This is a genomic window from Xanthomonas sp. LMG 12460, from assembly GCF_009192895.1.
Classification (GTDB): domain Bacteria; phylum Pseudomonadota; class Gammaproteobacteria; order Xanthomonadales; family Xanthomonadaceae; genus Xanthomonas_A; species Xanthomonas_A sontii.
Window position 1 is genome coordinate 1 of record NZ_NKUH01000005.1, and the last position, 21,717, is coordinate 21,717.

A 21,717-nucleotide genomic window follows, 5' to 3' on the forward strand; every position below is an offset into this window, starting at 1 on the left:
GAAGAAGATCGGCGACATCATTTCGGTGATCGACGGCATCGCCTTCCAGACCAACATCCTGGCGCTCAACGCCGCGGTGGAAGCCGCCCGGGCCGGCGAGCAGGGCCGCGGTTTCGCCGTGGTGGCCACCGAAGTGCGCACCCTCGCCCAGCGATCTGCCAACGCCGCCAAGGAGATCAAGACGCTGATCGACGAGTCGGTCGGCCGCGTCGCCGAAGGCTCGGCCCTGGTCGAGCGTGCCGGCACCACCATGCAGGAGATCGTGACCTCGGTGCAGCACGTCACCGACATCATGGGCGAGATCGCGGTCGCCTCGCAGGAGCAGTCGTCCGGCATCGAGCAGGTCAACCGCACCGTCACCCAGATGGACGAGAGCACCCAGCAGAACGCCGCGCTGGTGGAAGAAGCCACCGCCGCCGCGCGTTCGATGGAGGAGCAGGCCGGCCACCTGCGGCAGGCCGTAGCGGTGTTCAAGGTGCAGGCGGCGGCATCCTCGGCGCGTGCGCCGGCGGTACCGGCCGCGCGCAGGCCGGCACACGTGGCCGCTTGAGTCCGGGCGCGCGGATCGCGCCCCCCCCAGGCTCGGCCTGTCACGCCGCGCCGCCGGAACAACAACCCGATATGCCGATCGGCCGCGGAACGCCCCCGCGGCCGATTGCGTTTCCAGGCCTGCAAGGCAGCCCTTTTTTTTGAAAATCCCCCACCAGCGTCGTTACCACTGTGTGAAATGTGATGAATACCACCTTAAGGATCGATAGGCGCTGTCGATAACGTGAACAGCCGGTGAGTGCCGGCGTCGCGCTGGCCGGTTTCCAATGCAGGCACTATCCACCACGACGCCCCGTTGGGGAGGTTTCACTCGCCTGCCATGGGGGCTGTTGCTGCTGGTGCTCTGGAGCATCTGGGCGGCAAGCCAACTGGTAGCGCTCGCCAGCCCGCCGCCGGCCGACAGCGCCGAGGCCATTCGCGCGCGCCTGCTGGCCTTTGCGCCCGCCATCGACGCTGCCGACGGGCAGCCCGTGGCGTTCCGCCTGCGCGTGGCCGGCTGCGAGTGCGCCGCGCCTGCGGCGCTCGCACTGCCAGGGATGCGCAGCGTGGACCTGCGCGCCCGGCTGGCGCCGCCGTCCCTGCCCTATGCGCTGATCGTCCTCGATGCGCAGTCCCGCCTGATCTATGCCGGCCCGGCACAGCTGGCCGGATGCGGCACGTCCATCGCCGCCGCGTCGCTGCTGCCGCGGCTGCTCGCCACCGGCGGCGCTGCGCCGCTGATCTCTCCCGCCCAGTGCGGATGTCCCACCGACTCCAAGGAATCCCTCTCATGAGCGCCTCGCCTACCCAAGGCAGCTTTCTCGTCGGCAACGAGCGCTACGTCTACCTGCAGAAACTGGCGGCGCAGGCCGACAGGCTGTTCGTGGTCGTCGCGGTCCTGGCCACCCTCGCCAGCCTGGCCGCCGCCTGGCATCAGGGCGCGTGGACGCCGTGGCTGGCGGTCAGCCTGCCGACCCTGGCCGTCATTGCCCTGCAGGTGAAGCTGCATCCAGGCAGCCTGCTGAGCCGCTGCACCGTGGCCTTGGGCCTGATGGTGCTGGCCGCGGCGCTGATCCAGCAGGCCGGCGGCATGATCGAAGTGCACTTCGGCGTCATCCTGCTGATCGCGCTGCTGCTGTACTACCGCGACTGGCGGCCGATCATGGTCGCGGCCGCCGCGATCGCCGTGCATCACGTGCTGTTCTTCTGGCTCCAGCACCGCGGCCTGCCGGTGCGGGTGTTCACCGCGGAGGCCGGGATCGGCATCCTGGCGATCCATGCGCTGTACGTGGCGGTGGAAGCGGCGATCCTGGTGCCGATGGCGGTGCAGATGCGCCGGCAACTGCTGGACGTGGGCCACGACCCGCACGCCCTGGCCCAGGCCGCGCGCGCCATCGCCCAGCAACAGCCGCTATCGGCCGCGATCCGCGAGCTGGACCTGCCGGAAGGCTCCATCGCCCACACCCTGGTGGCCGCCAACGCGCAGCTGCTGCACAGCCGCGAGCAGGACAGCGAGGCCCAGCGCGAGACCCAGCGCATCCGCAGCGCGCTGGACGATGTCACCACCAACGTCATAATCGCCGATGCCGACCGCCGCATCGTCTACGTCAACCGCCCGCTGCTGCAGATGCTCAGCGAGGTGCAGGAAGACCTGCGCCGCGACCTGCCGCAGTTCGATGCCAGCGCATTGCTGGGCAAGACCATCGACGTGTTCCACCGCCATCCCGAACACCAGGCGCGCATGCTCGCCGAGCTGACCGGCACGCACCGCGCGCAGATCCGCGTCGGCGGCCACACCATGCGCCTGATCGTCAATCCGGTCACCGACGCGACCGGCAACCGCCTCGGCTTCGTGGTGGAATGGGCCGACCGCACCGACGAAGTGGCGGTGGAAGAGGAGATCGCCGGCATCGTGCGTGGCGCGGTCGCCGGTGACCTCGGCGGACGCATCCGCCTGGACGACAAACACGGCTTCCTGCTGCAGTTGGGCGAGCAGATCAACGCCATGCTCGCCGCCAGCGCCTCCGGCCTGGGCCACATCCAGCAGATGCTGCGCGCGCTGGCCGAGGGCGACCTGTCGCGGCGCATCGACGCCGACCTGCAGGGCGTGTACGCGAACATGAAGGACGACGCCAACGCCACCGCCGAGCAGCTGTCGGCGATCGTGCGGCAGATCCAGGGCGCCTCGGACGCGATCAACACCGCCGCCGGCGAGATCGCCGCCGGCAACGACGACCTGTCGCGTCGTACCGAGCAGCAGGCCGCCAGCCTCGAAGAAACCGCCGCCTCGATGGAGGAGCTGACCTCCACGGTCAAGCAGAACGCCGAGCATGCGCACCAGGCCAACCAGTTGGCGGTCGGCGCCGCGGCGGTCGCCTCGCAAGGCGGCAGCGTGGTCGGCAAGGTGGTCACCACGATGAGCGGCATCGAAGCCTCGTCGAAGAAGATCGCCGACATCATCAGCGTCATCGACGGCATCGCCTTCCAGACCAACATCCTGGCGCTCAACGCGGCGGTCGAGGCCGCGCGTGCCGGCGAGCAGGGCCGTGGCTTCGCCGTGGTCGCCAGCGAGGTGCGCGTGCTGGCGCAGCGTTCGTCCAACGCCGCCAAGGAGATCAAGGACCTGATCGACGATTCGGTGACCCGTGTGGCCGAAGGCTCGGCCCTGGTCGACCAGGCCGGCCGCACCATGCAGGACATCGTGACCTCGGTCCAGCGCGTCACCGACATCATGCGCGACATCGCCTCGGCCTCGCAGGAACAGTCGGCCGGCATCGAGCAGGTCAACCAGACCGTCGTGCAGATGGACGAGGCGACCCAGCAGAATGCCGCCCTGGTCGAGGAAGCCAGCGCCAGCGCCCGGTCGATGGAACACGAGGCGGGCGAACTGGCACGGGCCGTGGCATCCTTCACCCTGGAGCAGCGCCCGCCGTCGAGCGCGGTCGCCACTGGCGGCAACGTGCAGCCGGTCTACAAAAAAGTCCAGCTCAGCCGATAGCATGCGTGGGGCGGCCCGACGCGGTGCCGCCCCACCCACCTCCAGTACCCACTCTCCACCATGGCCGAAGGCACTCCCAGCGACTCCCCTGTCCCGACTTCGCCGGAAGAAGAAGTGGAGGACGACCGTTTCCTGCTGACCAAGCCCCGGCAGATCCGCCAGTTGCTGCAGTCGCTGATCCAGCAGCGTTCGCAGGTCAGCGCGCACGTGGGCGGTCGCGACCAGGCCTTCTCGACCGCGTTGCTGGACCTGGACGAGGACAGCGTGCTGCTGGACCTGAGCGTCAACGAGGCCTCCAACCGCGCCGCCGAGCAGGCCGAGTACCTGCTGTGCTTCGCCCAGCTGGACAAGGTGCGGGTGCGTTTCCGCATCGAAAGCCCGCAGCGCACCGACGACAACGGCCAGCCGGGCCTGCGCGCGCCGCTGCCGGAATCGCTCTACTACCTGCAGCGGCGCGAGCATTTCCGCCTGGAGACCCCGATCACCGATTCGCCGTTGTGCGTGCTGCGCATCGACGACGATGCCGGCCAGGTCGAACTGAAACTGCGCGTGGTGGACATCAGCGGCGGCGGCCTGGCGGTGGCGCTGGTACAGGGCCAGCCGATGCCGCAGCTGCAGCAGAGCTATCCGAACTGCGTGCTGCAGCTGCCCGATGCCGACGCCATCCGGCTGACCCTGCAGGTCTGCAACATGTATGTCTCCAAGCTCGCCAACGGCCAGGACACCCTGCGCGTGGGCATGCGCTTCCAGGACCTGCCGCGCGGTGCCGACGCGGCGATCCAGCGCTACGTGTTCCGCATCGAGCGCCAGCGCAGCGCCCGCAAGAGCGGCGTGCTTTCCTGAACGCCGCAAGCGGCCGGCCGATCCAGGTCTAAAGTTCGCCGTGGCCGCGCCGATCTAGCATCAGAGTCGCGCTTTCCCACCCACGCCACCACCCGCAATCCCGTGCGCACCAGGAGCACACGATGAACGACAAGACCACCTCCAATTCCGACGCCACCGGCGGCGAATTCCTCAGCTTCACCCTCGGCGAAGAACACTACGGCGTGGATATCCTCAAGGTGCAGGAAATCCGCGGCTACGACTCGGTCACCCGGGTCCCGGACGCCCCCGAGTACATCAAGGGCGTGATCAACCTGCGCGGCACCATCGTCCCGGTGATCGACCTGCGCCTGAAGCTGCGCCTGAAGGAAGCGCGCTACGACGCCTTCACCGTGATGATCGTGCTCAACGTCGAGAACCGCGTGGTCGGCATCGTGGTGGACAGCGTCTCCGACGTGATCCCGCTGAACGAAGAGCAGATCCGCCCGACCCCCGAGTTCGGCGCCGCGGTCGACACCCGCTTCATCTCGGGCATCGGCACCCAGGACGACAAGATGTTGATCCTGCTGGATATCGAGACCCTGCTCGACAGCGCCGAGTTCGGCCAGCAGCACGCCCACGTCGACGAAGCCGCCTGACCCCCGGCCGCTGCGGCGGCCTCCCGGCTGTAGACGAAACCCGCCGCAAGGCGGGTTTTTATTTGAAATGCGAACTGTTTATCACTTGGGCGAATCAAGTTAACCGGTTTCACGCCGATAGCTGAAGAGTGGCCGGCATCACACGGCCCTCACTTCAGCCCCCGTCCCCAAGGAGTCGTTCCATGAAACCGAGCTTTCCCATGCTGCTGGTCCTGCTGCTCGCCGCCAGCCCCAGCACCTTCGCCCAGTCCCAGCAGATGATCCCGCCGGAGATGGCCACCCGTTTCGTCGGCAAGGACGGCATGGTCTGCGGCAAGGTCGAGAAAGCCAAGTACGCGCAGAATTCCGAAGGCGAGCCGACCTTCCTGTACATGGGCGGCATGTTCCCGCGCCACACCTTCTCCGCCCGCATCGCCGGCGCCGACCGCAGCAAGTTCGGCTTCGCCCCGGAAACCCTGGAAGGCAAGGACGTGTGCGTGATCGGCAAGATCGAGCGGGACAGCTCGCGTGCCGAAATCCAGGTCAGCGCGCCGTCCAGCCTGAAGCTGGCCACCATCAAGTAAGCCTCAGCGCCGCCGTGCTGGACCCGTGCACACGGTCCGGCGCGGCGGCGTTTGCCGTTTTTTGCCCCTTGTCGCCCCCTCCGAATTATGGGAAACGCGCTCATGCAGTGGATTAAAGATCTGAAGGTGATGCCCAAACTGATGCTGGCGTTCGGCGTCGTGCTGGCGTTGATGCTGATCCAGGGCGTGGCCGCCTACCGCGGTCTTAACTCGCTCGATGGCGTGACCACGAATGTGTCGTCGCAGGTGGTGCCGAGCGTGCGCACCGGCGGCGAAATGCGCGGCATCCTCGGCGAGTACCGCAACGCGGCCTACCAGAGCCTGATCCGCAGCAGCGATGCGCTGAAGAAGGAATCGGCCGCGCGCAAGGTTGCGCTGAAGAAGCAGATGGACCAGATCCTGGCCCAATATCCGCCCAAGATCGGCAGCCCGCAGGAAAAGACCATCTACGACCGTCTGGTCGCCGACTGGAAGAAGGCCAGCGCCTCCTACCAGTCCGTCGACGAAATGCTGCAGCTCGACCTGCACGACGACGCCATCGATACCTTCACCGGCGAGACCCGCACCCTGCACAACAAGGTGGTGGACGACGTCGTCGCCCTGATCGCCGAGAACGATCGCCAGGCCAAGGCCGCGGCCGACGCCGCCAGCGGCACCTACCGCAATGCCTCGGCGACCCTGCTGATCTGCCTGCTGATCGGCCTTGGCGCAGCGGTCGGTCTGGCCTTCCTGTTCGGGCGGATGCTCGCCAACAGCGTGCGCGATGCGGTCAAGGTGGCCAGCGACGTCGCCGCCGGCAAGCTCGACGGACATATCGACGCCAACAGCAAGGACGAGATCGGCGAGCTGATGCAGGCGCTCAAGCGCATGCAGCAGGACCTGCGCGGGCGCATCGAGCGCGACGCCGCGGTCGCCGCCGAGAACCTGCGCATCCGCACCGCGCTGGACAACTCCTCGACCGGCATGTTCATCGTCGATCTGGACTACAACATCGTCTACGCCAACCCGTCGATGCAGGGCCTCACCGACAAGTACGCCGAGCAGATCCACTCGGTGGCGCCGGCCTTCGATTCGAGCCTGCCGCTGGTCGGCTCGCCGGTGACGGTGCTGGAGTACGGCAACCAGCACGATCCCAAGACCCTGGCGGAACTGGAAAAGAAGGGGGTGATGGAACGCGAGATGGCCTACGTCGACGCGCGCGTCGCCCAGACCATCACCGCCATCCGCGACCAGCACGGCACGCACATCGGCTTTGTCTGCGAATCGCGCGACCGCACCCTGGAAGCGCAGGTCGAGCAGGAAGTGGCCAAGATCGTGCGCGAGGCCGCCGCGGGCGACCTCAGCGGGCGCGTCGGCATCGAAGGCAAGCACGGCTTCTTCCTGCAGCTGGCGCAGCAGCTCAATGGCCTGCTGCAGGCCAACGGCGACAGCATCGGCCAAGTGTCCAGGCTGCTGACCGCGCTGTCGCAGGGCGACCTCACCGCGCGCATGCACGGCGATTTCCAGGGCGTGTTCGCGACCATGCGCGACGACGCCAACGCCACCGCCGAGCAGCTGGCGGCCATCGTCGGCCGTATCCAGCAGGCGGCGAACGCGATCAATGCCGCCGCCGGCGAGATCGCCGCAGGCAACGACGACCTGTCGCGCCGCACCGAGCAGCAGGCGGCGAATCTGGAAGAGACCGCCGCCTCGATGGAGGAACTGACCTCCACCGTGCGCCAGAACGCCGAGCACGCGCGCCAGGCCAATCAGTTGGCCGGCGGCGCCGCCACGGTCGCCTCGCAGGGAGGCAGTGTGGTCGGCCAGGTGGTGCAGACCATGAGCGGGATCGAGGCATCCTCGAAGAAGATCGCCGACATCATCAGCGTCATCGACGGCATCGCCTTCCAGACCAACATCCTGGCGCTCAACGCCGCGGTGGAAGCCGCACGTGCCGGCGAACAGGGCCGCGGCTTCGCGGTGGTCGCCAGCGAAGTGCGCACCCTCGCTCAGCGCTCGGCCAACGCCGCCAAGGAGATCAAGGGCCTGATCGACGCGTCGGTGAGCCAGGTGGCCAACGGCTCGACCCTGGTGCGCCAGGCCGGCCAGACCATGACCGAAATCGTCGCCTCGGTGCAGCGCGTCACCGACATCATGGGCGAGATCGCCGCCGCCTCGCAGGAGCAGTCGGCCGGCATCGAGCAGGTCAACCAGACCGTCACCCAGATGGACGAGACCACCCAGCAGAACGCCGCGCTGGTCGAAGAAGCCACCGCCGCCGCGCGTTCGATGGAAGAACAGGCCGGCCAGCTGATCGAGGCCGTGTCGATCTTCCGCGTCGAGCAGTCGGCGCAGGCCAGCGCGGTCCACGCGCCGCAGGCCGTGTCCGCGCCGCGGCCGGCAGCGCCGGCGAAGAAGCCTGCGGCCGTCGCCGCCGCCAAGCCGGCGGCGGTGCGTGCCCGCAAGGTCGAGCCGGCCCTGGCCGATTCGGACTGGCAGGAGTTCTGAGACAGGCCCGGCCTGTCGCTGCATCCCCCCATCCCCGGCCTGCGCGCCGGGGATTTTTTTGACCGCCGCGCCAGCGCGAGGATTGTCTACGGATCGGTCGCGCCGCGCGCTCAACTTCCCCGTTCCCGGAGCCGTTAAACCTTTGGGAACCTTTCCAAGGATCAGGTCGATGTCGTCTCGCTCGTTGCTCACCCGCCTCTCGGATCTGCCGCTGCGCCGCAAGTTCCTCTGGCAGACCTTGTTGCTGGGTGCCGGCATCGTCCTGCTGGCGGTGATTGCCGCGCGCATGCAGTACCTGGACATCCGCAACACGCGCGAGCAGGCACTGAAGAGCCAGATCGAGCTGGCGCTGGGCGTGGTGCGCGCCTATGCGGCCGAGGTGGACAAGGGCAGCATGCCGCTGGCCGAGGCGCAGCGCACCGCCCTGCGCACCCTGGAATCGATGCGCGCCCGCGACGGCGTGGACTACTTCTACGTGCACGACCTGCACCCGACCATGCTGATGCACCCCACCCGCCACGACCTGGTCGGCAAGGATATCGGCCAGGTGCTCAGCGCCGACGGCAAGCCGATCTTCCGCGAGTTCGTGAAGGTGGCCGAGGCCGGCGGCGGCTATGTCGACTACCTGTGGCCCAAGCCCGGCAGCGACAAGCCGGTCGAAAAAATCTCCTACAACGCCGCGTTCGCGCCCTGGCACTGGGTGATCGGCACCGGCGTGTACATGGACGACGTGCAGGCGCAGGCGCTGGTCTTCACCGGGGTGATGACCCTGGCCGGCGGCATCCTGGTGCTGCTCACCTTCGGCATCAACTGGTTGATCGGCAGTTCGGTGCTGCGACCGGTATCGCGCAGCCTGGAGGCGATCCGCGCGGTGTCGCGCGGCGACCTCAGCGTGCGCATCGACAATCCCGGCCGCGACGAGACCGGCGAGATGCTGCGCGCCACCGGCGAAATGATCCGGATGCTGGAGCGCTTTTCCAGCGAGACCGCGCAGATGGCCGTACTGCACGCCGACAAGGACATGTCCCACCGCATGCCGGAGGACTTCCCCGGCGTGTACGGCGACCTGGCTGCCAGCATCAACCGCATGATGTTCGAGCACCTGGACGCGATCGTCGACGCCATCGCGGTGCTCAACGAGTACGCCAATGGCGACCTGCGCCGCGACGCACGCCGCCTGCCCGGCAGCCGCGCGGTGCTGCACGAATCGATGGACGCGGCCAAGGCCAGCCTGCTGGCGATCAACACCGAGATCAAGCGCCTGGCCGCGGCCGCCGCCGCCGGCGACTTCAGCGTGCGCGGCGACGCCGGGCGGTTCCAGCACGACTTCCGACTGATGGTGCAGGACCTCAACGCGATGATGGAGGTCAGCGACCGCAACCTGGGCAAGCTGTCGACCCTGCTGCAGGCCATCGCCGCCGGCGACCTGAGCGCGCGCATGCACGGCGACTTCCACGGCGTGTTCGCGCGGATGCGCGAGGATGCCAATACCACCGCCGACCAGCTTGCCGACATCGTCGGCCGCATCCAGACCGCGGCCCGCAGCATCCACGGCGCCACCACCGAACTGGCCGCCGGCAACGACGACCTGTCGCGCCGCACCGAACAACAGGCGGCCAACCTGGAAGAGACCGCGGCCTCGATGGAGGAGCTGACCTCCACGGTCAAGCAGAACGCCGAGCACGCCCGCCAGGCCAACCAGCTCGCCACCGGCGCGGCCGCGGTGGCCTCGCAGGGCGGCCAGGTGGTCGGCCAGGTGGTCACCACCATGAACGGCATCGAGGCCTCGTCGAAGAAGATCGCCGACATCATCGGCGTGATCGACGGCATCGCCTTCCAGACCAACATCCTGGCCTTGAATGCGGCGGTGGAAGCGGCTCGCGCCGGCGAACAGGGCCGCGGCTTCGCGGTGGTCGCCACCGAGGTGCGCACCCTCGCCCAGCGCTCGGCCAACGCCGCCAAGGAGATCAAGACGCTGATCGACGACTCGGTCGGCCGCGTGAGCGAGGGTTCGGCCCTGGTCGACCAGGCCGGTCGCACCATGCAGGAGATCGTCGCCTCGGTGCAGCGGGTGACCGACATCATCGGCGAGATCGCCGCGGCCTCGCAGGAACAGTCGATGGGCATCGAGCAGGTCAGCCGCACCGTGGCGCAGATGGACCAGGCGATCCAGCAGAACGTCGCCGTGGTCGAGGAAGCCAGCGCCTCGGCGCGGGCGCTGGAAGACCAGGGCCGCCGGCTCGGCGAGGCGGCGGCGGTGTTCCGGCTGGACCCGGCGCAGGCCGGCGCGAACGGCGGCGCAGGCCCCACGCCCGCGGCCCCCGCACGCGGCGCGGCGCGGCAGGCGCCGCTGCGGCTGGTGCGCACGGCAGCCTCGACCATCGAGGCCGATTGAGCGGCCATACCGTTGCGATAGAAACAATCACGCACGACACGCCGATTCGCACCACAGCACGGTTCAAGCTATCGCCGCGCTAGTCGATATCAGGATCACGCTTCGTGGTCCGCGCCCGTCACCGCCGGATCACCAACGCGACCGTTCAGGGAGCACGTGATGCCCAGCCGCCGACATCCGCCATCGTCCACCCTCCCGTCGCGGCGCCGCACGCGCGCCCCTGTTCGGCATGGGTTCCCGCCCGCCTGCGAGCGCCGCCACTGGCGCGGCGCTGCCCTCGCCGCGCTTCGTCTTCGCCGGCTGACCGCCGGCCGCCCTGCCTTTTTCAACCCGCTGCTGCACATGGAATGCCCATGAACGTACTTGCGCACCTGAAAATCCGCGACAAGCTGATCTTCGCCTTCGCCGTGACCACGCTGCTGACGGTCGTGCTGGGGGGCTTTACCTACTCCCGGACCAGCCTGTCCATCGCCGAGCTCAAGCACATCCAGCACGATTGGGTGCCGGCGACCCAGGCACTGGCCGAGGTGCGCGCGCAACTGGGCGAATTCCGTACCTACGAACTGGCGCAACTGTCGCGCGCCGGCGATCCCCAGGCCCAGGCCGACTACTTCAAGCGCATGCAGAAGGTGCGCACGGAGGTGGCGAAGAACCAGCAGGTCATCGCCGCGATGATGCGAGACCAGAAGCAGGTGCAGATGTACGCCGGCGTGCAGGAGACGCTGAAGGCCTACCTGCAGGCCAACACCGAGATGGGTGCGGCGCTGCGCGCCGGCGACGTGGCAGGCGCACAGAAGATCTCCGACACCCAGTCGCGGACGCTGCGCCGGACCCTGTTCGAGCGCATCGTGGCGCTGACCCAGTACAACGTCGCCGAACTGAACCGGGAGATGGATCTCGCCGACAGCCAGCTGTCCAACACCAAGACCCTGATCGTGACGCTGCTCGGGCTGGCCGTGCTGTTCGCCAGCGTCACCGCCTGGCTGATCGCGCGCGGGATGGCGCGCCAGTTGCACGCGGCCAAGCGCCTGTCGCAGGCGGTGGCACGCGGCGAACTGGAGGGCGCCACCTATCCGCACGGCAAGGACGAGATCGGCGAGCTGATGGACGACATGCTGATCATGCGCTCGCGCATCCACAGCGTGATCCGCGCCCAGGACGAGATGGCCCGGCAGCACGCGTGCGGCACCATCAGCTACCGCATGGACGAGAACGCCTTCCCCGGCGAGTACGGGCAGATGGTCAAGGGCACCAACGAACTGGTGGCCTCGCATATCGCGGTGAAGATGCGCCTGCTGCAGATCATCCAGCGCTATGCGATCGGCGACCTGTCCGAGGACATGGACCGCCTGCCCGGCGAGAAGGCCGTGCTCACCGAAACCATGGACATGGCCAAGCAGAACCTGACCGCGATGAGCGAGCAGATCAAGCAGCTGGCGGAGGCGGCCGCGGCCGGCGCCTTCGGCACGCGCGGCGACCCGGAACGTTTCCAGTACGGGTTCCGGCTGATGGTGCAGGATCTCAACGCGATGATGGAGGTCAGCGACCGCAACCTGGGCGAGCTGTCCACGCTGCTGCGGGCCATCGCCGCCGGCGACCTGACCGCGCGCATGCACGGCGAGTTCCATGGCGTGTTCGGTCGCATGCGCGACGACGCCAACGCCACCGCCGCACAGCTGGCGGCGATCGTCGGCCGCATCCATGCCGCGGCCGCCAACATCAATGTCGCCTCCACCGAGATCGCCAGCGGCAACGGCGACCTGTCGCGCCGCACCGAACAGCAGGCGGCCAGCCTGGAGCGCACCGCCGCCTCGATGGAGGAGCTGACCTCCACGGTCAAGCAGAACGCCGAGTACGCACGCCAGGCCAACCAGCTTGCGGCCGGGGCGGCCGCGGTGGCCTCGCAGGGCGGCGACGTGGTCGGCCACGTGGTCACCACCATGAACGGGATCGAGGCCTCGTCGAAGAAGATCGCCGACATCATCGGCGTGATCGACGGCATCGCCTTCCAGACCAACATCCTGGCACTGAACGCGGCCGTCGAGGCCGCGCGCGCCGGCGATCAGGGCCGCGGCTTCGCCGTGGTCGCCACCGAGGTGCGCACCCTCGCCCAGCGTTCGGCCAATGCCGCCAAGGAGATCAAGACGCTGATCGACGAGTCGGTGGGCCGCGTCGCCGAAGGCTCGGCCCTGGTCGACCAGGCGGGCCGCACCATGAGCGAGATCGTGACCTCGGTGCGCCGCGTCACCGACATCATGGGCGAGATCGCCGCCGCCTCGCAGGAGCAGTCCGCCGGCATCGAGCAGGTCAACCAGACCGTGGTGCAGATGGACGAGACCACCCAGCAGAACGCCGCGCTGGTGGAAGAAGCCACCGCCGCGGCGCGCTCGATGGAGGAACAGGCCGGCCAGTTGGGCGCGGCCATCGCCGCTTTCAAGCTGGACACCTACCACGGCGTGGCCGCCAACGCGCCGACTGCGCAAGCCGCGCCGGCCCCAGCCCGCGCCAGGCCCCGTGCGGCGGCGCGCCCGCGCCCCGCCAGCGCCGCCGCCAGCGAGGCCCAGTGGCAGGAGTTCTGAGCCCGCAGGCCACCGCCGGCGGTCTTTCCTGACTGCCGGCTGTCAACTTCGTCCGTTCCCGGCCGATAACCCGATTGACCGACCATCGCTGCGCACCATGGCCATCCAGACTCCCGCTTCGCCCTCCTCCGGTTCCGACAATCGCGACTTCGACTTCAGCGACCGCGATTTCAAGCGGGTCTGCGACCTGATCTACCAGAAGGCCGGCATCGCCCTGGCCCCGGCCAAGCGCGACATGGTCTACGGCCGGCTGTCGCGGCGCCTGCGCGTGCTGGGCCTGCGCTCGTTCCGCGACTACCTGGACTGGCTGGAGCGCGAAGGCGGCGACGAATGGGAGGCGTTCACCAATGCGCTGACCACCAACCTGACCTCGTTCTTCCGCGAGCCGCACCATTTCGAGCGGCTGCGCGAAGAGTTGCAGAAGCACTCCGGCGCGGCGCCGCTGAAGATCTGGTCCTGCGCCTCGTCCACCGGCGAGGAGCCCTACTCGCTGGCGATCACCGCCTGCGAAGCGTTCGGCACGCTGACCCCGCCGGTGCGGATCCTGGCCACCGACGTCGACACCCAGGTGCTGGCCACCGCCTCGCGCGGCGTCTACGCGCTGGAACGCGTCGCCAGCCTCGATCCCGCCCTCAAGCGCAAGTATTTCCAGCGCGGCAGCGGCGCCAACGAAGGCCACTGCCGGGTGCTGCCGGCGCTGCGCGACCTGCTCGAGTTCCGCCAGCTCAACCTGCTGGAACCGCGCTACGACGTCGCCGGCCCGTACCTGGCGCTGTTCTGCCGCAACGTGATGATCTATTTCGACAAGCCCACCCAGCGCGGCATCCTGTCGCGGCTGATTCCGCACCTGGACGACGACGGCATGCTCTACACCGGCCATTCGGAAAACTATCTGCATGCGGCCGACCTGATCCAGCCCTGCGGCCGCACGCTGTATCGCCGGGCGCAGAAGGATCGCGCGTGAGCGCCGCGGCCATGGCCCTGGACCAGGTGATGCGCTATCACGACACGCGCTTCCAGACGATGGCGGCCAAGCTGTTGCCGACCCAGTACCTGGTGGTGGACGACGACACCGCGCTGACCACCATCCTGGGCTCGTGCGTGGCCGCCTGCATCCGCGACCCGCTGCTGAAGATCGGCGGCATGAACCACTTCATGCTGCCCGACGGCCAGAGCGGCGACGGCGCGCCGGCCCGCTACGGCAGCTATGCGATGGAAGTGCTGATCAACGACCTGCTCAAGCGCGGCGCCGCCCGCAATCGCCTGGAAGCCAAGGTGTTCGGCGGCGGCAACGTGCTCAAGGGCTTCACCAACAATCCGGTCGGCACGCGCAACGCCGACTTCGTGCTGAACTACCTCAAGGCCGAACATATCCCGGTGGTGGCCGAGGATCTGCGCGGCATCCATCCGCGCAAGATCTGGTTCTTTCCCGCTACCGGCCGCGTGGTCGTGCAGCGCCTGCCGCACGCGCACGAGGAAGCCGAAATCGCCGCGGCCGAGTCGGCGGTGCGCGCCCGTCTCGCCAAAGCCCCCGTCACCGGTGCCGTGGAGTTGTTCGAATGAGCCTGGAAGCCCCTTGCCGCGTGCTGATCGTCGACGACTCGGCGGTCGTGCGACAGATCCTTACCGAAATCCTGTCGGGCGCGCCCGGCGTGGAAGTGGTCGGCTCGGCCGCCGACCCGCTGCTGGCGCGCGAGAAGATCAAGCGTCTGAATCCGGACGTGATCACCCTGGACGTGGAAATGCCGCGCATGGACGGGCTGGCGTTCCTGGAAAACCTGATGCGGCTGCGGCCCACGCCGGTGGTGATGATCTCCTCGCTGACCGAGCGCGGCGCCGACACCACCCTGCAGGCGCTGTCGCTGGGCGCGGTCGACTTCGTCTCCAAGCCCAAGCTCGACGTGGCCCGCGGGCTCGAGGAGTACGCCGAAGAGATCATCGCCAAGGTCAAGAACGCGTCCAAGGCCAAGGTCCGCGCCCTGGACCGGCCGGCCGCGCCGAAACCGGCCGGCGCCACCGCCACGCCCGCCGCGGTGTCCTCGCTGAAGTTCCGCACCACCGACCGGCTGATCGCCATCGGCGCCTCCGCCGGCGGCACCGAAGCGCTGCGCGTGGTGCTGGAAGGCATGCCGGCCGATGCGCCTGCGGTGGTCATGACCCAGCACCTGCCGGCCGGCTTCAGCACCGCCTTCGCCGACCGCCTCAACCGGCACTCGGCCATGGCCGTGCGCGAGGCCAGCGAAGGCGAAGCGATCCTGCCCGGCCACGCCTACCTGCCGCCCGGCGGCAAGCACCTGCAGGTGATCCGCGACGGTGCGCGCTGGCGCTGCAAGATCGACGACGGCCCTCCGGTCAACCGGCACAAGCCGGCGGTGGACGTGCTGTTCCAGTCGGTGGCACGCAACGCCGGCGCCAACGCCATCGGCGCGATCCTCACCGGCATGGGCGACGACGGCGCGCGCGGCCTGCTGGAAATGCTGCAGGCCGGGGCCAGCACCCTGGTCCAGGACGAGGCCACCAGCGTGGTCTGGGGCATGCCCGGCACCGCCTTCCGCCTGGGCGCGGCGCAGGAGGTCTTGCCGCTGGACAAGATCGCCGAGCGCCTGATCGCCTTGTCCGTGCAGGCGCGCTGACACCATGCCGGGCCGCCGCGTCACAACGTCGAGCGTGCCCAGCGACGTCAGCGTGGAGGCGGCGCGGGTGGCATCGGCCCGTTCCGAACTGGACCTGCTGCTCTGCCTGCAGTACGCGCCGGAAGGCGTGCTGATCGTCGATCCGCAGGCGCGTGTGGTTGCCTTCAACCACACCGCCGAGGCGCTGTGGAACCGTCCCCGCGCGCAGGTGCTGGGGCGGCCGCTCGGCGAGTTGGCCGATGCCGACGTGCGCGAAGACTTCCTCGCGCATTGCCTGCACGACGGCGGCAGCGGCAGCTACGAGCTGCTGTTGCGCGACTACGATGGCGCAGCGCGCTGGCTGGCGGTGAGCGCAGCGCGGGCACCGCAGCACTACAGCCAATTGCAGGTGCTGTTCGTGCGCGACATCAGCGCCGAGCGCGCTCGCGACGCCAGGATGCGACTGCTGTCGCTGGCACTGGACTCCAGCGACGCCGCCATCGTCGTCTGCGATCCGGAGTTGAACATCCTCTACGTCAACGCCGGCTTCAGCCAGGTGTTCGGCTATGCCGAGAGCGAAGTGCTGGGGCATCTGCCGAGCAACGTGTTGGCCGGCCCCGGTACCGACATGCAGACCGTGCAGCACACCCGCGAGCGCGTGCGCGCCGGTTTCGGCCACCAGACCGACATCCTCGCCTACCGCAAGGACGGCACGCCGCTGTGGGCCACCCTGGTGGCCACCCCCATCGCCAGCGAGGATGGCAGCCAACAGCACTACATCCTCTCGTTCACCGACATCACCCAGAGCAAGATGCACGAGGTGCTGCACAAGAACGTGCTGGATGCGCTGGTCCGCGAACAGCCGCTGATCGAGGTCGCCACGCTGATCTGCAAGGAGGTCGAGCGCATCGCGCCGGAACTGATGGCCGCGATCGTGAGTGTGGACGGCAGCGGCTGCCTGCAGCCGCTGGCGGCGCCGAGCATGCCGGCGCGGTTCGGCGAGACCATGAACAATATGCGCGCCGGACCGCGTGCCGGCGCCCTCGCCACCTCGATCTGGCGCGGCAAGCAGGTACTGGTCCTCGACCCGCACACCGACCCGCTGTTCGCCGACTACATGGGGCTGGTGCAGCATGTGCAGTTGGGCACCTGCGTGGCCACCCCGATCAAGTCCAGCAGCGGTCGCGTCCTCGGCAGCTTCGCGCTGTGCTATCGGCAGGTGCGCGAGCCATTGGCCTGGCACCTGCGCCTGATCGAGCTCTGCGTGCATCTGTGCGCCCTGGCGCTGGAACGCGAGCAGACCAGGGCACGCGTGCACCAGCTCGCCTTCTACGACTCGCTCACCGGCCTGCCCAACCGGGTGATGTTCAGCGCCCGCGCCGAGCAGGCGCTGGCCGCCGCCGAGCATCAGGGCGCACCGGTGGCGATCCTGTTCGTGGACCTCGACCGCTTCAAGCGCATCAACGAGACCCAGGGCCATGCCGCCGGCGACGGCCTGCTGCGCGACATCGCCCAGCGCATCGGCGACACCCTGGGCCTGACCGATCTGGTCGGCCGCCAGGCCGGCGACGAGTTCGTGCTGATGCTGCCGAACTGCAGCGTCGAACAGGCCGCCGGCGTCGCCGAGCGCCTGCTGCTGGTTCTGGCCGAGCCGCTGGTGGTGGGCCAGGTGACCCTGCACCCCAGCGCCAGCATCGGCGTGGCCATGTTCCCCGACGACGGCCGCGACATCGAGACCTTGCTGCGCCATGCCGACCTGGCCATGTTCCGGGCCAAGCACGAAGGCGGCGACAGCGTGCGTTACTTCAGTTCCGACATGAACCGCATGGCGCAGGAACGCGTGGCAATGGAGACCGCGCTGCGCGACGCCCTGCATCGCAACAAACTGCAGCTGCACTACCAGCCGCAACTGGACAGCCAGGCGCCGCACGCGCTGTACGGCGTGGAGGCGCTGCTGCGCTGGGAACATCCCAATCTCGGCGCGATCTCGCCGGCGCGGTTCGTGCCGATGGCCGAAGAATGCGGGTTGATCGACGAACTCGGGCAGTGGGTCTTGCGCGAAGCCTGCCGGCAGATGGCCGACTGGCGTTTGCGCGGCATCGCGGTGCCGCGCGTGGCGGTGAACCTGTCGGCGAACAACTTCGCCGACCCCGAATTGCCCACGCGGGTGGAAGGCCTGCTCGCCGCGTCCGGCCTGCAACCGGCCGATCTGGCACTGGAAATGACCGAGAGCGTCATGCTCTCCAACACCAACGCGGTGCTGGCCAACCTGCGCCAGTTGCAGGCCAGCGGCGTGCTGCTGTCGCTGGACGACTTCGGCACCGGCTATTCCAGCCTCAGCCATCTGCACCAATTGCCGGTCAACGAGCTCAAGCTGGACATGAGCTTCGTCAGCGACCTGGAGCACTGCCAGACCTCGCGGGCGCTGACCACCTCGGTGCTGCGGATCGGCGAGACCCTGGGCATGCACACGGTCGCCGAGGGCGTGGAAACCGAAGCGCAACGCGCGTTCCTGGCGCGGCTGGGCTGCCGCGTGCTGCAGGGCTTCCTGTTCGCGCCGGCGCTGCCGGCGGCGGCGCTGGAACACTGGCTGCAAGGGCGAGCGTCCGCACCACAGGCCTAGCGCAGGCAAGCGGCGAACCCACCGTCGTACGCAGCGCAGGCACCATCAACGAAGAAGCCCGGCAGTGCCGGGCTTCTTCGTTGCGACCGTGCCGCATGGGCGGCACGTCGCATCAGCGCATCGCCGGGGCGATCAGGCCGCGACCGTCGCGGCCACGTCCTGGTAGTCCTGGATCTGATCGAAGTTCATGTAGCGATAGATCTGCTCGCCACTGGTCTTGATCACGCCCACGTCGGCCATGTACTCGTCCTTGGTCGGGATCCGGCCCAGGCGCGAGCAGATCGCCGCCAGTTCCGCCGATCCCAGGTACACGTTGGTGTTGCGGCCCAGGCGGTTGGGGAAGTTGCGGGTGGAGGTCGAGAACACCGTGGCGCCCTCGCGCGCCTGCGCTTGGTTGCCCATGCACAGCGAGCAGCCCGGCATTTCCATGCGCGCGCCGGCGGCGCCGAAGGTGCCATAGTGGCCTTCCTTGGTCAGCTCCGAGGCGTCCATCTTGGTCGGCGGCGCGACCCACAGGCGGGTCGGGATGTCGCGCTTGCCTTCCAGCAGCTTGGCCGCGGCACGGAAGTGGCCGATGTTGGTCATGCACGAACCGATGAACACTTCGTCGATCGCCGCACCGGCCACGTCGGACAGGGTCTTCACGTCGTCCGGGTCGTTCGGGCAGGCCACGATCGGCTCGTGGATGTCGGCCAGGTCGATCTCGATCACCGCCGCGTACTCGGCGTCGGCATCGGGCTCGAGCAGCTGCGGGTCGGCCAGCCACTCCTCCATCTTCTTGATCCGCCGCGCCAGCGAACGCGCGTCGGCATAGCCTTCGGCGATCATCCACTTCAGCAGGGTGATGTTGCTGGTCAGGTACTCGACGATCGGCTCCTTATTCAGGCGCACCGTGCAGCCGGCGGCCGAGCGCTCGGCGGAGGCGTCGGACAGTTCGAACGCCTGCTCCACCTTCAGCTCCGGCAGGCCTTCGATCTCCAGGATGCGGCCGGAGAAGATGTTCTTCTTGCCCTGCTTGGCCACGGTCAGCAGGCCCTGCTTGATCGCGTACAGCGGGATCGCGTTGACCAGATCGCGCAGGGTCACGCCCGGCTGCATCTGCCCCTTGAAGCGCACCAGCACGCTCTCGGGCATGTCCAGCGGCATGACGCCGGTGGCGGCGGCGAAGGCGACCAGGCCGGAACCGGCCGGGAACGAGATGCCGATCGGGAAGCGGGTGTGCGAATCGCCGCCGGTGCCGACGGTGTCGGGCAGCAGCATGCGGTTGAGCCAGCTGTGGATCACGCCGTCGCCCGGACGCAGCGACACGCCGCCGCGGGTGGAGATGAACTCCGGCAGGGTGTGGTGGGTCTTGACGTCCACCGGCTTCGGATACGCCGCGGTGTGGCAGAACGACTGCATCACCAGGTCGGCGGAGAAGCCCAGGCAGGCCAGGTCCTTCAGCTCGTCGCGGGTCATCGGGCCGGTGGTGTCCTGCGAGCCCACCGAGGTCATCTTCGGTTCGCAGTAGGTGCCCGGGCGCATGCCCTGGCCTTCCGGCAGCCCGCAGGCGCGGCCGACCATCTTCTGCGCCAGCGAGAAGCCCTTGCCGGTGTCCGGCGGGTCCATCGGCAGGCGGAACAGGGTCGAGGCCGGCAGGCCCAGGAACTCGCGCGCCTTGGCGGTGAGGCCACGGCCGACGATCAGCGGGATGCGGCCGCCGGCACGCACTTCGTCGAACAGCACGTCCGACTTCATCGCGAACTCGGCGATCACCTGCCCGTTCTTCAGCGCCTTGCCCTCGTACGGACGCAGTTCGACCACGTCGCCGTGCTCCATCTGCGACACGTCCAGCTCGATCGGCAGCGCGCCGGCGTCTTCCATGGTGTTGTAGAAGATCGGCGCGATCTTCGAACCCAGGCACACGCCGCCGAAACGCTTGTTGGGGATGTACGGAATGTCCTCGCCGGTCCACCACAGCACCGAGTTGGTCGCCGACTTGCGCGAGGAACCGGTACCGACCACGTCGCCGACGTAGGCGACCAGGTGGCCCTTGGCCTTGAGGTCGGCGATGGCCTGGATCGGGCCGCGCTTGCCGTCCTCTTCCGGCTCGAACGGGGCGCCGTCGCGCTTGTTCTTCAGCATCGCCAGCGCGTGCAGCGGGATGTCCGGGCGGGTGGTGGCGTCAGGCGCCGGCGACAGGTCGTCGGTGTTGGTCTCGCCCGGCACCTTGAACACGGTGATGGTCAGGCTCTGCGGCACTTCCGGCTTGCTGGTGAACCACTCGGCCTCGGCCCAGCTCTGCAGCACGGCCTTGGCGTGCGCATTGCCGGCCTCGGCCTTTTCCTGCACGTCGTGGAAGGCGTCGAAGATCAGCAGCGTGTGCTTGAGGCCCTCGGCGGCGACGGCGCCCAGCTCGGCGTTGTCCAGCAGCTCGACCAGCGGATGGATGTTGTAGCCGCCGAGCATGGTGCCCAGCAGCTCGGTGGCGCGGGTGGGCGAGATCAGCGGGGTGGTCTCGCTGCCGAAGGCGACCGCGGCCAGGTACGAGGCCTTGACCTTGGCGGCGTCGTCGACGCCGGCCGGCACGCGCTGGCTCAGCAGCTCGACCAGGAACTGCTCCTCGCCGGCCGGCGGGTTCTTCAGCAGTTCGATGACCTGCGCGGTCTGCTGCGCGCTCAGCGGCAGCGGCGGGATTCCGAGCGCGGCGCGCTCTGCAACGTGGTGGCGATAGGCTTCCAACATGCGGGTTCTCCGGAAAAATACGGTGGGGATGTGCGGCAGCGGCGGCGCGGCGTCAGCCGGCAGGCTTGGGGACGATGATCTTCAGGCCTTTGAAGTAATCGCGGAAAAAACGGTCGTCGTGGGTGATCAGGCCATCGCATTGCAGCAGCGCATGCGCACCGATCAGGAAATCGGCCACCACCCGCTCGCGCTTGCCGCCACGGGCGCGGAAGCGGCGCTGCATCTCGCCGGCGCGCAAGGCCGACTTGGCCTCCAGCGCGCTGAAGCGGATGCTCATGTCCTCCAGCACCGACAAGGCCTCGGCGCCGTCGCGCAGCGCGCTGCAGACTTCGGCCAGGACGATGTCGCAGACCACCACCGGGCCGGTGCTCAGGCACTGGCGCAGGCAGGCTTCGGTGGCATCGGCCTGCGGGCCGTCGGCCAGCAGGTCCACCAGCACGGACGAGTCGATGGCGATCATGCGCCGGCGTCGGGCTCGGGTTCGAACGGATCGCCCGGGGCGCGACCGCGGATGGCGCGCATCGCCTCGTCGGTGCTGGCGAAGCCGTCGAGCTTGAAGCGGCCGCGGGCGCGCGAGATGGCATCGTCCACGCTCTTGCGCAGGATGATCCGGCCGCCATCCAGTTCCACCTTCAGGATGGTGCCCTTGCTCAGGCCCAGCGCATCGCGCACGGCCTTCGGCAGGGTGATCTGACCGCGTTCGGCGACAGTGGCTTCCATCGGGCTGGCTCCACAAGGTATGTACGAA

The 21,717-nt window shown here is 68.6% G+C and carries 16 protein-coding genes; 13 read left to right on the forward strand and 3 right to left on the reverse strand.

The window, feature by feature from the left end:
* From CEK66_RS01195 to CEK66_RS01255, 13 genes are all read left to right on the forward strand, one after another.
* A partial coding sequence (locus CEK66_RS01195) for a methyl-accepting chemotaxis protein (RefSeq protein WP_226978454.1) occupies window positions 1-550 on the forward strand: 550 nt, incomplete at its 5' end.
* Window positions 551-887: 337 nt separating this feature from the next.
* Complete coding sequence (locus tag CEK66_RS01200) at window positions 888-1,322, forward strand: hypothetical protein (RefSeq protein WP_226978456.1); 435 nt, start codon at window positions 888-890, stop codon at window positions 1,320-1,322.
* On the forward strand, window positions 1,319-3,526 hold the full coding sequence (locus tag CEK66_RS01205) for a methyl-accepting chemotaxis protein (RefSeq protein WP_152235683.1): 2,208 nt from the start codon (window positions 1,319-1,321) through the stop codon (window positions 3,524-3,526). Before CEK66_RS01200 ends, CEK66_RS01205 begins: the two co-directional genes overlap by 4 nt.
* A gap of 60 nt (window positions 3,527-3,586) precedes the next feature.
* Window positions 3,587-4,369, forward strand: a complete 783-nt coding sequence (locus tag CEK66_RS01210) for a flagellar brake protein (protein ID WP_026144691.1) — start codon at window positions 3,587-3,589, stop codon at window positions 4,367-4,369.
* A gap of 122 nt (window positions 4,370-4,491) precedes the next feature.
* Entirely contained in the window at window positions 4,492-4,986 is a 495-nt protein-coding gene (locus CEK66_RS01215; RefSeq protein WP_017910573.1) for a chemotaxis protein CheW, read from the forward strand.
* A 200-nt stretch (window positions 4,987-5,186) separates the two neighbouring features.
* Window positions 5,187-5,549, forward strand: coding sequence for a hypothetical protein (locus CEK66_RS01220; RefSeq protein ID WP_017910574.1), 363 nt, complete (start codon window positions 5,187-5,189; stop codon window positions 5,547-5,549).
* Between the two features lie 102 nt (window positions 5,550-5,651).
* Window positions 5,652-8,036 (forward strand): methyl-accepting chemotaxis protein, encoded by a 2,385-nt coding sequence (locus CEK66_RS01225; protein WP_152180626.1) that lies wholly within the window; start codon window positions 5,652-5,654, stop codon window positions 8,034-8,036.
* A gap of 169 nt (window positions 8,037-8,205) precedes the next feature.
* Entirely contained in the window at window positions 8,206-10,431 is a 2,226-nt protein-coding gene (locus tag CEK66_RS01230) for a methyl-accepting chemotaxis protein (RefSeq protein WP_152235684.1), read from the forward strand.
* A 353-nt stretch (window positions 10,432-10,784) separates the two neighbouring features.
* A complete protein-coding gene (locus CEK66_RS01235) occupies window positions 10,785-13,010 on the forward strand; it encodes a methyl-accepting chemotaxis protein (RefSeq protein WP_152235685.1) in 2,226 nt (741 codons plus the stop codon).
* A 97-nt stretch (window positions 13,011-13,107) separates the two neighbouring features.
* Window positions 13,108-13,974 carry a CheR family methyltransferase gene (locus tag CEK66_RS01240; protein ID WP_017908722.1) on the forward strand — a complete coding sequence of 289 codons (867 nt, stop codon included), beginning with the start codon at window positions 13,108-13,110 and terminating at the stop codon, window positions 13,972-13,974.
* An 11-nt stretch (window positions 13,975-13,985) separates the two neighbouring features.
* Window positions 13,986-14,573 (forward strand): chemoreceptor glutamine deamidase CheD, encoded by a 588-nt coding sequence (cheD, locus tag CEK66_RS01245; protein ID WP_152235692.1) that lies wholly within the window; start codon window positions 13,986-13,988, stop codon window positions 14,571-14,573.
* The gene (locus CEK66_RS01250) at window positions 14,570-15,643 is read left to right on the forward strand and encodes a chemotaxis response regulator protein-glutamate methylesterase (protein ID WP_043091300.1); all 1,074 of its coding nucleotides are present in this window, start codon (window positions 14,570-14,572) and stop codon (window positions 15,641-15,643) included. The genes cheD and CEK66_RS01250 overlap by 4 nt, the downstream gene beginning before the upstream one ends.
* A gap of 4 nt (window positions 15,644-15,647) precedes the next feature.
* A complete protein-coding gene (locus CEK66_RS01255) occupies window positions 15,648-18,245 on the forward strand; it encodes an EAL domain-containing protein (protein WP_152235686.1) in 2,598 nt (865 codons plus the stop codon).
* Window positions 18,246-18,377: 132 nt separating this feature from the next.
* Here CEK66_RS01255 and acnB read toward each other — a convergent pair whose 3' ends face one another.
* The 3 genes from acnB to CEK66_RS01270 are packed head-to-tail and all read right to left on the reverse strand — an operon-like array spanning window position 18,378 to window position 21,689.
* Window positions 18,378-20,969 (reverse strand): bifunctional aconitate hydratase 2/2-methylisocitrate dehydratase, encoded by a 2,592-nt coding sequence (gene acnB / locus CEK66_RS01260; protein ID WP_152180622.1) that lies wholly within the window; start codon window positions 20,967-20,969, stop codon window positions 18,378-18,380.
* Between the two features lie 52 nt (window positions 20,970-21,021).
* Window positions 21,022-21,429, reverse strand: a complete 408-nt coding sequence (locus CEK66_RS01265) for a type II toxin-antitoxin system VapC family toxin (RefSeq protein ID WP_017908728.1) — start codon at window positions 21,427-21,429, stop codon at window positions 21,022-21,024.
* Window positions 21,426-21,689, reverse strand: a complete 264-nt coding sequence (locus tag CEK66_RS01270; protein ID WP_010343322.1) for an AbrB/MazE/SpoVT family DNA-binding domain-containing protein — start codon at window positions 21,687-21,689, stop codon at window positions 21,426-21,428. The genes CEK66_RS01265 and CEK66_RS01270 overlap by 4 nt, the downstream gene beginning before the upstream one ends.
* Between the last annotated feature and the right edge of the window lie 28 nt (window positions 21,690-21,717).